General features: G+C 63.9%; 14 protein-coding genes. 6 read left to right on the top strand and 8 right to left on the bottom strand.

From position 1 onward, the window contains the following. The 3 genes from FNA46_RS17815 to recF all read right to left on the bottom strand — a co-directional run. A partial coding sequence (locus tag FNA46_RS17815; RefSeq protein WP_425468778.1) for a GNAT family N-acetyltransferase occupies nt 1-497 on the bottom strand: 497 nt, incomplete at its 3' end. After that, the gene (locus FNA46_RS17810; protein ID WP_143126554.1) at nt 494-1,261 is read right to left on the bottom strand and encodes a molybdopterin-synthase adenylyltransferase MoeB; all 768 of its coding nucleotides are present in this window, start codon (nt 1,259-1,261) and stop codon (nt 494-496) included. The genes FNA46_RS17810 and FNA46_RS17815, both read right to left, overlap by 4 nt. 57 nt (nt 1,262-1,318) lie before the next feature. After that, nucleotides 1,319-2,440, bottom strand: a complete 1,122-nt coding sequence (recF, locus tag FNA46_RS17805) for a DNA replication/repair protein RecF (protein ID WP_143126553.1) — start codon at nt 2,438-2,440, stop codon at nt 1,319-1,321. 211 nt (nt 2,441-2,651) lie between these two features. Here recF and FNA46_RS17800 point away from each other — a divergent pair, with 211 nt between their 5' ends. Beyond that, on the top strand, nt 2,652-2,939 hold the full coding sequence (locus FNA46_RS17800) for a hypothetical protein (protein WP_143126552.1): 288 nt from the start codon (nt 2,652-2,654) through the stop codon (nt 2,937-2,939). 98 nt (nt 2,940-3,037) lie between these two features. After that, on the top strand, nt 3,038-3,259 hold the full coding sequence (locus FNA46_RS17795; protein ID WP_425468777.1) for a SlyX family protein: 222 nt from the start codon (nt 3,038-3,040) through the stop codon (nt 3,257-3,259). Between the two features lie 42 nt (nt 3,260-3,301). On the opposite strand, the gene FNA46_RS17790 is transcribed toward FNA46_RS17795, so the two are convergent. Next, nucleotides 3,302-3,892, bottom strand: a complete 591-nt coding sequence (locus tag FNA46_RS17790; RefSeq protein WP_143126551.1) for a TetR/AcrR family transcriptional regulator — start codon at nt 3,890-3,892, stop codon at nt 3,302-3,304. A gap of 364 nt (nt 3,893-4,256) precedes the next feature. On the opposite strand from FNA46_RS17790, the gene FNA46_RS17785 reads away from it, so the two are divergent. Beyond that, nucleotides 4,257-4,457 carry a putative antibiotic biosynthesis monooxygenase gene (locus FNA46_RS17785; RefSeq protein ID WP_143126550.1) on the top strand — a complete coding sequence of 67 codons (201 nt, stop codon included), beginning with the start codon at nt 4,257-4,259 and terminating at the stop codon, nt 4,455-4,457. Nucleotides 4,458-4,581: 124 nt separating this feature from the next. Then, on the top strand, nt 4,582-5,157 hold the full coding sequence (locus tag FNA46_RS17780; protein ID WP_143126549.1) for a LysE family translocator: 576 nt from the start codon (nt 4,582-4,584) through the stop codon (nt 5,155-5,157). Between the two features lie 177 nt (nt 5,158-5,334). On the opposite strand, the gene dnaJ is transcribed toward FNA46_RS17780, so the two are convergent. From dnaJ to FNA46_RS17765, 3 genes are all read right to left on the bottom strand, one after another. Beyond that, on the bottom strand, nt 5,335-6,477 hold the full coding sequence (gene dnaJ, locus FNA46_RS17775) for a molecular chaperone DnaJ (RefSeq protein ID WP_143126548.1): 1,143 nt from the start codon (nt 6,475-6,477) through the stop codon (nt 5,335-5,337). A gap of 84 nt (nt 6,478-6,561) precedes the next feature. Beyond that, on the bottom strand, nt 6,562-8,463 hold the full coding sequence (gene dnaK / locus FNA46_RS17770; protein WP_143126547.1) for a molecular chaperone DnaK: 1,902 nt from the start codon (nt 8,461-8,463) through the stop codon (nt 6,562-6,564). Between the two features lie 197 nt (nt 8,464-8,660). Continuing rightward, nucleotides 8,661-11,198, bottom strand: coding sequence for a PBP1A family penicillin-binding protein (locus FNA46_RS17765; protein WP_143126546.1), 2,538 nt, complete (start codon nt 11,196-11,198; stop codon nt 8,661-8,663). Between the two features lie 575 nt (nt 11,199-11,773). Between FNA46_RS17765 and FNA46_RS26130 the strand changes: the two genes are divergently transcribed. Then, entirely contained in the window at nt 11,774-11,938 is a 165-nt protein-coding gene (locus FNA46_RS26130) for a hypothetical protein (protein WP_185969900.1), read from the top strand. Between the two features lie 212 nt (nt 11,939-12,150). Next, the gene (locus FNA46_RS17760; RefSeq protein WP_143126545.1) at nt 12,151-12,507 is read left to right on the top strand and encodes a hypothetical protein; all 357 of its coding nucleotides are present in this window, start codon (nt 12,151-12,153) and stop codon (nt 12,505-12,507) included. Here FNA46_RS17760 and FNA46_RS17755 read toward each other — a convergent pair. Then, the gene (locus tag FNA46_RS17755; protein WP_143126544.1) at nt 12,498-12,983 is read right to left on the bottom strand and encodes a YbaK/EbsC family protein; all 486 of its coding nucleotides are present in this window, start codon (nt 12,981-12,983) and stop codon (nt 12,498-12,500) included. The two genes, FNA46_RS17760 and FNA46_RS17755, sit on opposite strands and share 10 nt — an antisense overlap. Nucleotides 12,984-13,135: the final 152 nt, after the last annotated feature.

The raw sequence follows: 13,135 nt of genomic DNA, 5'->3' as shown, positions 1-13,135 counted from the left end.
GGCCGTCGTTGCTCCGCGGGCGTGGCCAGCATTTTCTGCATCTCGATGAAGGTGATCCGGTCGAAGCCGGGATGCGATTTCTCGGCCGTGCGGACAAAACCCCAGGCGGAAAACGTCGCATGGTTCTGGACCAGTTCGATGCGGGTCTCGAGGCGAAGCCGGGACAAATTGTGGCGCCGCGCTTCCTCTTCCGCCGCCTGCAGCAGGCGGCGGCCAACGCCCTTGCCCTGCAGATGCGGCAGGACGGCCAGCTTGCCGACATAGAGGCAATCCGGCGCTTCCGGCTTCAGGAAGAGGCAGCCAACCGGAATGCCGTCTTCAAGTGCCAGATGACAGATTTCGGCACGCGCCTTTTCGGCCAGACTTTCCGGTGTCAGCCGGTGGGCAGACGAAGGCGGGTCGATCACGCCGTCCATGGAGGCAAAGGCGGTGCGGATCAGCGCCAGAAGGCCGGGCCAGTCGCTGAAATCCTCGGGGATGCGGGTAATCGTGATCATGATGCTGTCTTTTGTCTGCGTCTCTTGTAACGGATGGTATTGAAGCTTGCCGACAGCGCGTCATAGATCAGCAACCGGCCGGTCAGCGGTTCGCCGATCCCGACGATCAGCTTGATCGCCTCCATGGCCATCAGCGTGCCGATCACGCCGGTCAGCGCGCCGATGACGCCGGTTTCGGCGCAGGCGGGCACGAGCCCTTCCGGCGGGCGAGCGGGAAAGAGATCGCGATAGGTGGGATTCTGTTGTCCCTCGGCATCCGTCTCCCAGGGTTTCAGCACCGTCAGCGTGCCGTCGAAGCGGCCGACGGCGCCGGTCACCAGCGGTATCCTGGCCGCTTCCGCCGCATCGGCTGCGGCATAGCGCGTGTCGAAATTGTCCGAGCCGTCGATGATGAGGTCGAAGCGGCCGAGATGCAGGGCGGCGAAATCCGGTCCGAAACGCTCCTCGAAGGCGAGGGTGCGCACATGCGGATTGAGCCGCGCGATCGCCTCCCGCGCGCTCTGCGTCTTCAGTTCGCCGAGCGTGCCGGAATCATGGATCACCTGCCGCTGCAGGTTGGAGAGCGACACGCGGTCATCATCAACGATGCCGAGCGTGCCGACGCCGGCGGCTGCCAGATAGTGCAGCACGGGTGCGCCGAGCCCGCCTGCGCCGATCACCAGCACGCGGGCGCGCTTCAGCCTCTGCTGGCCTTCGCCGCCGACTTCGGGAAGCAGGATGTGCCGCTTGTAGCGTTCGATTTCATCGGGGCCGAGTGATTCCATGGACTGACCCTAGAACCAGTCAGGCGAAAGGGAAACCCGATTTTTCCACGCAGGCGGTCACGACAGGATGGCACCCTGATGCACGATGAAAAACTGCGCGCGCTCGCCCAGCGCCGAAAACATGGCGCGATCGGTGCCGGTCATGAAGGCCTGGCCGCCAAGCCCGTCGACCAGATCGAAGAGGGCGGCGCGGCGACCCTCGTCGAGATGCGCGGCAATCTCGTCCAGCAGCAGCACCGGCGCATGGCCGGTCATGTCGGCGGTCAGCCGGGCATGGGCGAGAACGAGGCCAACCAGCAGGGCCTTCTGCTCGCCGGTCGAGCAGCGTTCGGCCTCCATGTCCTTTTCCCGGTGGCGCACGAGAAGATCGGCACGGTGCGGCCCGGTCAGCGTGCGGCCGGCGGCGGCATCGCGATGGCGGCTGTCGCGCAGGGCGGCGAGGAATTCCTCCTCCAGCTCGGCAAAGGGACGTCCCGCCTGATCGTCGAGGAAACCCGACAGCGCGAGGTCCGGCGAGGGGAAAGGGGTCGCACTGCTGCGGGCAATCAGGGCGGCGAGCAGGCCGAGCATTTCGCTGCGCGCCGCAGCCATGGCAATGCCGAGTTCGGCCATCTGCACTTCTATGCCGGACAGCCAGGCGGGATCGAAGCGACCTTCCGAGAGCAGCCGGTTGCGGCTGCGCATGGCGCGTTCGTAGTCTGCGGCACGACGGCCATGGGCCGGATCGAGCGATAGCACCAGCCGGTCAAGAAAACGGCGGCGGTCGGACGAGGCCCCGGTAAACAGCCCGTCCATCGATGGCGTCAGCCACAATACGCTCAGATGGTCTGTCAGTTCCTCCACCGAGCGCGCCGGCGTGCCGTTGAGGCGCAGGCGCCGGCTGGTGGCCTCCTCGCCGGTATCGATGCCTGTGCCGATCGACACCTCGCCCTCGCGGCCGGTGACCTCGGCAAAGACCGAAAAGCCGCCGCTTGCGCCAACCCGCGTCACATCGGAAAGCACAGCGCGGCGCAGGCCGCGGCCGGGCGAGAGAAAGGACACCGCTTCCAGCAGATTGGTCTTGCCCGAGCCGTTGTCGCCGGTCAGTACCACATGCCGCGCGTCGAGCCGAAGCGAGGCCTCCGCATAATTGCGGAAGTCGGTCAGCGTCAGCCGGGTCAGGAAGGTCTTGTCAGCCATGATGCCTTGCGCGTTTCACGTGACAGGGAGCTAGACCGTCAGGCCGCTCAAGGCAAGTATTGCGGTCTTTCCTCATCCGTTTCGCCCGGTCTTTCGCCGCGCGGTGTGCCCTCCGGCTCCGGCCCCTGGTTCCCCGAAAATTCCATGGACGACATCGCGGCAAATCATGTTAGAACTTCCTCACGTTCATCGATCCGGGGGAGGACGGTCCATGAGCATGCCTGAGGAACTTACACCCGAAGAAGCCCGCGCAGACCACTGGCACATGCTGCGCTTCCTGGCAGGCAACGCCCTGTTTGGTTTCGCGCTCGGCCTGAGCATCGCCGGCGCGATGATTGCCTTCGATCTCGGTGGCCTCGGCTCGCGCATCGTGCGCTCGCAGCATCCCTGGCTCGTCTGCTTCATTCTTGCAACGCCCTTGGCCTTCACCTTTTCCGGCGCCGTCACCGCATCGGCTGTCATGCTGATGCCCTACAAGCGCAAGAAGGACCGAGGCTGAGGCCGGTCGAGCGGAAGGCGAGGGGGAACTCTGCTCTCGCCACGCGGTTTGAGGGGCAGATCTTTTCAGCCCATGGGCACTCAGCTAGGAGAGAGACCATGACCGAAAACATCCTGTCCGATCTCGATCGCATCACCAAGCTCGAAGAAATCGTCGCCTATCAGGCGAAGACGATCGATGAGCTGTCCGAGCAGCTTGCCGAGCAATGGAAGGTGGTGGAGCAGACCCGCCTGAAGCTCGACCGCCTGACGGAGCGGTTCCTGTCGCTGGAGGAGGCCTCGCTCGAAGCGCCGGCCATCACCCGGCCGCCGCATTACTGATAGCAGCACGGCGATTCCGATGGGCTGCGGGGTGCTGCCGCATCAGCGTTTGCGCAGGCCCTGCGCGAACTGCCGCGCGGCGAGCCGCAGTTCGGAATCGGAGATAGCCAGGCGGTGCATCACCAGCCGCGCGATGGCAAAGCTTGCGATCTGTTCGCCGGCCATGTTGGCATCGACATCGTCGGCCAGCGTGCCGCGTGCCTTGTTGCGCGTGAGGATCTCGCCGATCCAGTGATAGCGCCCGGCGGTGTAGTCGCCCACCACGCGCGCCGAGGCATCGTTCGACTGTGCCTCGGCCAGGATCGAGCGATAGATGGCGCCGGCCGGTGTGTCCCGCCAGTGGCCGATCAGGCCCTTCAGGAACAGAAAAATGTCCTCCTCCAGCGCGCCGGTGTCGGGCATCTTGAGGTCCGGTTTCTGCAGCTCGTAGATCGCCAGAAGCAGCGCGCCGCGCGAGGGCCACCAGCGATAGATCGTGGGCTTGCCCGCCCGCGCGCGCCGTGCCACCGCCTCGATGGAGAAGCCGGCCAGACCGGATTCCGTGATGATGTCGGTTGCCGCCTTCAGGATTGCATCGCGGCTTTCCGGGTTGCGCTGCGCGCCGATGGAGGTTCTGCGGGGATCTGACGTCATGCTGCTTCCTTGCCGCGACATTGCTCGTGTGGAGCGGCCGCTGCGGTTCTGCGTCTGGTAGCATGAAAAACCCCGTCGCGGAAAATCCCTTGCCTCAAAACGTCAATTTGAATAGATACGAAACGGCTCGTTTTTATTGGATGGATCCATGGCTCCGGAACAAACTTCTGCCAGAGGGCAGTCTTCGCATCCTGCTGTGCGGGTGGAAGAGCCACCGGCCGGTCTGCCGCAGGCCGTCGCCCATCCCCATCCCCATCCCCATCCTCATCCTCACATCCACCCCCATCACGATCATCTTCATCCGCAGGCGGATCACAGGCCTCTCCCTGCACCACGGGCGGCACCGCATCGCCTGCGGCTCGCAATGGTCCTGATGCTCTGTGTCTATCCCGTGATCACCACGCTTCTCTACGTGCTGGTGCCGCTCACGGAGGGTTGGGCGACCTGGCATCGCACGCTGCTGATCACGCCGGTGATGGTGTTCAGCATCATCTTCGTCGTCACCCCGCTGATCCTGAAATATCTGCACTGGCTGGTCATTCCCCGCGCCCGCCCGCGGTCCTGACGCTGTGCCGGGGAAGCCCGGCATTTGTCGCGCACATGTTCCCGGGCCGATTGATATCGATCAGGACGGCCCCTTGTCGGACCTGCTAGGGACCGGCCGTGCCATATCGTCGAAAGGGTGGGGCGTGCTGAGTTTCTGTCTGTCCATACTGTTGCTTCTGGCGACACCCGGCCCCACCAACACGCTGATGGCGCTCGCCGGCTATCAGCACGGCTGGAAGAGGGCCGCGCCGCTGATCTCGGCGGAGCTGGCCGGCTATCTCCTGATCATCATCCCTGTCGCGACGCTTGCCGCGCCGCTGTTCGAACAACGGCCTGTGCTTGCTTTGTGGGCGAAGCTTGCGGCCGGCGTCTGGGTCTTTTTTCTGGCGATCAAGCTCTGGACCATTCAGCCACAGGCCGCAGGCGCGCGCCGGATCGACTGGCGGAGCGTCTTCGTCACCACCTGCCTCAATCCGAAGGCACTGATCATCGGCCTCGTGATCATGCCGCGCGGCGCGCTTGCTGCCCTGTTGCCCTGGCTTCTCATGTTTGCGCTGCTGGTGCTTAGCGCCGCCAGCGCCTGGATCCTCGGCGGCAGCCTGCTGCGGCGGGAGGGCGGATCGGCGCGCACCCACACCCTCATTCACCGCATCGCCGCCATCGGTCTGCTGCTGTTCGCCACGCTGCTCGCCGGCGCAGGGCTGAGGGCGGTCGCCTGACGATGGGCAAGGGTGGATACACAAACGCCGGCCCGAGGGCCGGCGTTTGTGTGATTTGGATGGGGGGCGTTATGCAATCACCGCAGCCGGTTTGCGCCCCGGCCCTTCGCTTTGGCTCAGGGCGTTCGCTGCTCAAAACGTGCCACTGGCACGTTTTGCCGGCTGCGCCGTCGTAGCTCACCCCTCAAAAAACTCTTTCATGCGGGCGAAGAAGCCGGTGGATTCCGGGTTATTCTCCTTGGACGAGATCTCCTCGAATTCCTGCAGCAGTTCGCGCTGGCGCTTGGTCAGCTTCTGCGGGGTTTCGATCTGGATCTGGATATAGAGATCCCCCGTCTGCGCGGAGCGCAGCACTGGCATGCCCTTGCCCTTGAGGCGGAACTGCTTGCCCGGTTGGGTGCCTTCCGGAACCGTCACGCGCGACTTGGTGCCGTCGAGCGTTGCCACGTCGAAGGTCCCGCCGAGTGCTGCCGTCGTCATCGAGATCGGCACGGTGCAGTAGAGATCCGCGCCGTCGCGCTGGAAGAACGGGTGCGGCTTCACCGACAGGAAGATGTAGAGATCGCCCGAGGGACCACCGCGGGTACCGGCCTCGCCTTCGCCCTGCAGGCGGATGCGCGTGCCGTCCTCGATGCCCGAGGGGATGTTGACCGAGAGCGAGCGCTCTTCCGTCACGCGGCCCTGGCCGTGGCATTTGGTGCAGGGGTCGGGAATGATCTGGCCGCGCCCGTGGCAGGTCGGACAGGTGCGCTCCACCGAGAAGAAGCCCTGGCTGGCGCGAACCCGGCCGGAGCCCTGGCAGGTGCCGCAGGTCTTCGGCTGCGTGCCGGGCTTGGCGCCTGAACCGGAGCAGACATCGCAGGTCACCGCCGTCGGCACGCGGATCTGCGCGGTCTTGCCGGAAAAGGCTTCCTCAAGCGAAATTTCCATGTTGTAGCGAAGATCGGCGCCGCGTTCCCGCCCGCCGGAGGATCGGCGCGCACGGCCGCCACCCATCATCTCGCCAAAGATGTCTTCGAAGATGTCGGAGAAGCCACCGGCGCCGCCGAAGCCACCCTGACCGCCGCCGAAGCCGCCACCACCCATGCCACCCTGTTCGAAGGCCGCATGGCCGAAGCGGTCATAGGCTGCCCGCTTCTGGGGATCCTTCAAGGTCTCGTAGGCCTCGTTGATTTCCTTGAATTTCTTCTCGGATTCAGCATCGTCCGGATTCTTGTCCGGATGATATTTCATCGCGAGCTTGCGGAAGGCGCTCTTCAGCTCCTTCTCGTCAGCCGATCTGCCGACACCCAGCGTTTCGTAATAGTCAGCTTTTGCCATGGAGGTAACGGCTCCCGAAAGGGTTCCGGCTGCACTGGGGCAGCCGGATACTTACGCGATTACAGTTGGAATACCCGTCGGATGTCAGGCCGACTTCTTGTCGTCCTTGATTTCCTCGTAGTCGGCATCGACCACGCCGTCTTCCGCCTTGCCACCGGCAGCACCGGCTTCCGCCTGCTGTGCTTCATAGATGGCCTGGCCGAGCTTCATGGACACTTCCATCAGCGTCTGCGTCTTGGCCTGGATGTCATCGGCGTCAGGCTCGGAGGCTTCGACCGCGGTCTTCAGGCTGGCAATGGCATCCTCGATCGCCTTGCGGTCGGTCTCGGAAACCTTGTCGCCATATTCTTTCAGCGACTTTTCCGTGGAGTGAATCAGGCTTTCGGCCTGGTTCTTGGCTTCCACGCCGGCGCGGCGCTTCTTGTCTTCCTCGGCATGCGCCTCGGCATCCTTCACCATCTTTTCGATGTCGGCGTCGGAGAGACCGCCAGAGGCCTGGATGCGGATCTGCTGTTCCTTGCCGGTGCCCTTGTCCTTGGCCGAGACCTGCACGATGCCGTTCGCGTCGATGTCGAAGGTGACTTCGATCTGCGGAACGCCACGCGGTGCCGGCGGAAGACCGACGAGGTCGAACTGGCCGAGCAGCTTGTTGTCCGCTGCCATTTCGCGCTCGCCCTGCGAGACACGGATGGTGACAGCCTGCTGGTTGTCGTCGGCGGTCGAGAAGACCTGGCTCTTCTTGGTCGGGATCGTCGTGTTGCGGTCGATCAGACGGGTGAAGACGCCGCCGAGCGTTTCGATGCCGAGCGACAGCGGGGTCACATCGAGCAGCAGCACGTCCTTGACGTCGCCCTGCAGAACGCCGCCCTGGATGGCAGCGCCGAGCGCCACGACTTCGTCCGGGTTGACGCCCTTGTGCGGCTCCTTGCCGAACAGCTGCTTCACGGTTTCCTGAACCTTCGGCATGCGGCTCATGCCGCCGACCAGAACCACTTCATCGATTTCGGCGGCGGTGACGCCGGCATCCTTGAGGGCTGCCTTGCAGGGCGCGATCGTGCGCTGGACGAGATCATCGACCAGGCTTTCGAACTTGGCGCGCGTCAGCTTCATCGTCAGGTGCTTCGGACCGGAGGCATCTGCGGTGATGAAGGGCAGGTTGATTTCGGTCTGCTGCGAGGAGGACAGCTCGATCTTGGCCTTTTCGGCGGCTTCCTTCAGGCGCTGCAGGGCCAGCTTGTCGCCCTTGAGGTCGATGCCCTGGTCCTTCTTGAACTCGGCTGCGAGATATTCGACCAGACGCATGTCGAAGTCTTCACCGCCGAGGAAGGTGTCGCCGTTTGTCGACTTCACTTCGAAGACGCCGTCGCCGATTTCCAGAACCGAGATGTCGAAGGTGCCGCCGCCAAGGTCGTAAACAGCAATGGTCTTGCCGTCCTTCTTGTCGAGACCATAGGCCAGTGCTGCAGCGGTCGGCTCGTTGATGATGCGCAGAACTTCAAGACCCGCGATGCGGCCGGCATCCTTGGTGGCCTGGCGCTGGGCGTCGTTGAAGTAGGCGGGAACGGTGATGACGGCCTTTTCGACCTTTTCACCGAGATAGGCTTCCGCCGTTTCCTTCATCTTCTGCAGGATCATGGCGGAGATCTGCGAGGGGGAATAGCCCTTGCCGTTTGCCTTGACCCAGGCATCGCCATTGTCGCCGCGGGAAATATCGTAGGGGACGAGGCCCTTGTCCTTCTCGACCGTCGGATCGTCGAAGCGGCGGCCGATCAGGCGCTTGACGGCGAACAGCGTGTTGGTCGGGTTGGTCACGGCCTGGCGCTTGGCCGGCTGGCCGACGAGACGCTCGCCATCATCCGTGAAGGCCACCATCGAGGGCGTGGTGCGCGCGCCTTCGGCGTTTTCGATGACCTTCGCGTCCTTGCCATCCATGATGGCGACGCAGGAATTGGTGGTGCCAAGGTCGATGCCAATTACTTTTGCCATTTCTTCTCTCTCCTTTAAGCGAACCGTCGGAACCCCCTCAAAGGCATTCCACTGACAGCTCCTCGACTGGGATGGGTTTGCAGCATGACACTGCTTTCATGGGGCGTATATAAGGACCGGATTTTCCGACTGCAAGGCGAGATGCAGCCGACAGGCGAGCAAAAATAAGCCTTTGGCAAAGGGGTTCCGCAGGTTTCTCACTGGCCCATGATGATGTCGAACAGCGTGGTGTGACGCGGTGCGGAACCACCGCGATAGCCGCCGACATCGGCCGGCGGAACCGGTCCGCCGCCGACACTGCCGGGCGGTACCGGTCCGTCGAACGGGCCGCGATATTCGCGGTAATCCTGCACGCCGCCGTCCTCCGGCTGGGGCGCAGCGCGGCGCATGTCGCCGGGGCGCACGGCCGCAGGCGCTGCGGGCGGCATGCGACCCTGCTGCTGGTTTCCGGAGGCCTGCCGCGAAGGCTGGACGGCGGCTGGCGGAAGACCGGTCGGTGGAACCTGCTGCGGGGGAGCTGCCTGTGCGGATGGCACCTGCGCCGCGGGCACCTGCGCCGCGGGCATCTGGCCGGCGGGCGCCGCGACCGGCGGATTCGCTGCCGCCGCGTCCTCCGCGCCCGGCGCGGCTGGTGCCGGCGGATAGAGATCGCGCGCATTGCCGGGCAGCACGCCCGAAATCAGGTCGTTGATCGACAGGTTGCCGGAGGGGGCAGGCTGCTGCGCCGGGGCGGGCTGGATGCCGACCCCGAACAGCGGCGTCGGGCTGTAGCCCTTGAGCGCTGCCGTCATGTAGTCCTTCCAGGCCCGGGCCGGCAGCCCCCCGCCGGTCACCTTCTTCATCGAGGTTCCGTCATCATTGCCGAACCAGACGCCTGTCGTCAGCGTGCTGGTGTAGCCGACGAACAGCGCGTCGCGGAAGGACTGGGTGGTGCCGGTCTTGCCGGCTGCTTCCCAGTTGGCAAGCTTCGCCGCCTTGCCGGTACCCTCGGTCAGCACATGGCTCAACATGCCGTTCATGGTGGCGACCACCTGCTCGCTCAGGACCTGCGGCGGGTTGGAATAATCCGCTTCGTAAAGCACCTTGCCATCGGCATCGAGAATGCGACTGACCGTGTGCGGGGTTGCCTTGTAGCCACCGTTCATGAAGGGCGCATAGGCGGCGGTCAGTTCCAGCAGCGACACTTCCGAGGTGCCGAGCGCGATCGAGGCATTCGGCTGCAGATCCGATTCGATGCCCAGCCGGTGTGCCATGCGGATGACGGTGTCCGGGCCGACCTGCATGACAAGCTGTGCGGCGATCGTGTTCAGCGAATGGGCCAGCGCCGTCGTCAGGGTCACGTTACCGCTGTATTTCTGCTCGTAGTTTTCCGGCGTCCAGTTGCCGATCTTCACGGGGCCGTCGACCATCACGGTATCGGGCGTGTAGCCGGCCTCCAGCGCGGCGGCATAGACGAAGGGCTTGAAGGCGGAGCCCGGCTGGCGCTTGGCCTTGACGGCGCGGTTGAACTGGCTTTCGGCGTAATCGCGTCCGCCGACCAGCGCGCGCACGGCGCCCGTCGCATCGATCGAGACCAGCGCCACCTGCGAGGCGTTGAGCTTTGCGCCATCCTTCTTCAGCACGTCGTTCAGTGCCTTGTCGGCTTCCTTTTCCAGCCGGAGGTCGAGGGTGGTCTCGACGGTGATGTCGCTCTTCACCTCGCCGATCAGCGATTTTACCTCGTCCATCACGGTGTCGGCGGCATAGTGTTCGGCACCGCTCCAGTAGCTGCGCGCCTTGGCGGGCGGCTGCGACATGGCGGTCTTCACCTCGTCTTCGGTGATATAGCCTTCCTCGCGCATGGTGCCGAGCACCACCTGGGCGCGCTCCTCGGCGGCCTTGGGATCACGCGCAGGCGACAGGCGTGTCGGCGCCTTCAGGAGACCGGCCAGCGTTGCCGCTTCGGCCAGATTTACCTCGCGCGCCGACTTGTGGAAGTATCGCTGCGAGGCGGCCTCCACCCCATAGGCGTTCGACCCGAAATACATCCGGTTGAGGTAGAGGGTGAGGATCTGGTCCTTGGTGAATTTGTGCTCCAGCCACAGCGCCAGCAGCACCTCCTGGATCTTGCGCTCGAATGTGCGGTCGGGAGACAGGAACAGGTTCTTGGCCAGCTGCTGGGTCAGCGTCGAGCCGCCCTGGATGCTGCGGCCCGTCAGGTTGTTGACGAAGGCGCGCGCAAGGCCGAAGGGGTCTATGCCGTAGTGCGAGTAGAAACGGCGGTCCTCGATGGAGATCACCGCCTGCGGCAGAAAGGGTGACATTTCCTCCAGCGCGAGCGCCTCGCCGCCGGTCACGCCGCGATTGGCGAGCAGGCTACCGTCGAGCGCCGTGATCTTGACGTTCGGAGGACGGTCGGGGATCGACCAGGTGCTGGCAGACGGCATCTGGGAGGCATAGTAGGCAACAAGGCCACCAATGCCGATCACGCCCCAGACGCACAACACGATGGACCAGTAGATCATCCGGCGGATCGTGCCGAACACATGCCCGAAAAAGCCTGGCCGTTCCCGTCCGGACCGCCGGCTGCGCTTGCGGGGCGCTTCGTCATCGTCTTCGGCGGCAGATAGCCTGGGCTTCCTCCGGCGTGCCGGGCCGGTGATCCGCTCCTCCGCCTCGACGCGGAAGTCCTCCTCCTCGGCCTCGTCGCCGAAGGAAGGTTCAACGCGGTTGCGGGGTTTCTTGCCCAATGCCATGTGCGGTGGCCGTGTTCCCTACTGTCTCTCGGGCGCACGCGCGGAGTTCCGGGCGTCTTCAGCCGGTCCCGACGTACAGATGAATCGCGGAAGTGCCTTCACAGGCGCTCGTCAGCCCTTGTCGAGGCTCGTTGCACTCTAAATACGGCGATTTAAGGGGAGGTTAAGCATTGGCGCAGTTTGCCTGGCGCCCGAAGGGGTGCGCTGGTCGCAGACGGGTGCCTCTACCAATGCGGGTGATCTGCTGGGGTGGCCTTCCGTGCCGGGAGGTTGATCCGCGCCAAAAATATGTCAAATTGAGTATATACTAACTCATCCCTAAATAATGGTAGTTGCAAATTTAGCGTAAGGTCATACAACTTTGCGGGCTGGAATTTAGTCGGAAGGTTTGGGCCAGGAGTGGCTCCTTTTCGGGCAACGAGACCTGGTTCTGTGGCGGTCCCGGAGCCTCGTTGCGCAGGTTTGCATGCGAAAGGATGCGGTGTCTTGGGTAGCGGCCATGGGGGTCGCTTGAATTGGAGGTTGCGATGCAGTCACAGGTTGTAAGGCGTCCTGTCCATCCTGATCAGCTTTCCTTGCTGCAGCAGGTATTCGATGCGGCATGCGCCCAGCATCAGATCAGCAAGGCGAGCCCGGATGGCGAGGCATTGGCGCTCATTCTGGTCAACTCCCTGCAGAAGGGAATGAGCGAGAAAGAGGCACTCGCCTCGCTTGCAGAAACGCTCGCGCAGGCGCGCTGACACCGCATCGTCTCCTGCGCGTGCTGACTTCTCACAAATGACGATAACAGGGATGTTGGGGCGGAACAGTCCCCGTCTTCTTTCCACGACAGGCATCGTCTGCGCTCCCTGCCTGCGCTTCTGACGGAACTCAAAGCCTGCTTCACCGTTGATCGGTCTCCTGATGACCCATCGCCTTGCCGTCCGGCATGGCTTCCAGCAAGGAGACTTTCATGACAGATCCCCAGGCAATGAACGAGGCGCAGGTCCATGCAAGCCGCGCCAGCGAGGAGGGTAGCGCCGCCATCCGGGCGGAACTCAGCGCCCTGCGTGCGGAAATCGCCAGCATTCGCGAAGGTCTCTCCGATTTTGGCAGCGAAACCTATGCTGCCGTGCGGGAGCGCGCCGGCACCGCCGCTGCCTATGTTCAGGAAGAAACCTCTTCCGTTGCGGGTGTGATCCGCGAACATCCGGCAACGGCCACGACGCTGATGACGCTCGTGGGCGGTATCGGTTTTGCCATTGGCTATCTGGTCGCCTCAACTTCGCTGGAGCAGAAGCAGGCCTGGTATCGCCGCTACTACAGCTGAACCGGCTCGCTGGCCGGTGGCTGGCAAACATCGACCCAGGTACCCGAGACCAGCATTGCCATGCGGTCGGGCGCAATGCGCACGGCCGCATTGATCGCGCCAGCGGCCGGAACAACCTCCGCATGACGTCGCAGCGAGTCGTCGAGGTAGACGGCGAGCGGCTGCGGCAAGCCGAACGGACACACGCCACCGACCGGGTGGCTTGTCTGCGCGACCACGTCTTCCGCCCCGAGCATGCGCGGCTTTGCGCCGAATCGATCCCGGAACTTGCGATTGTCCAGCCGGCTGGTGCCGGATGCCACAAGCAGGATCACCTCATCGCCCGCCCGCAGGCAGATCGTCTTGGCGATCTGGTCCGGATCGACGCCGTGCGCCTGCGCAGCAAGCGTGACGGTGGCGGAACTCTGCTCGGTCTCGATGACCGATAGGTCGGGGGCATGTGTGGAGAAGAAGTCTTTGACGGATTGCAAGCTCATGCGCGTACCCTAAGCAGGGAAAAGCTGCGGAGCAAGCCTTCTGGAAAGCCATGCGATATTCGCAATGCTGCAGTGCGATAAATTGACTGTTTTTTAATCGGTGGTGCAGTATTCTCAAATCATCGAACGGCAACCTCCTCCTCCCAACGCTG

The sequence above is a fragment of the Affinirhizobium straminoryzae genome, from assembly GCF_007004135.1.
GTDB classification, from domain to species: Bacteria; Pseudomonadota; Alphaproteobacteria; order Rhizobiales; family Rhizobiaceae; genus Neorhizobium; species Neorhizobium straminoryzae.
Note: the sequence above shows the minus strand (reverse complement) of the source record. Positions and strands in the feature narration are given on the sequence as shown.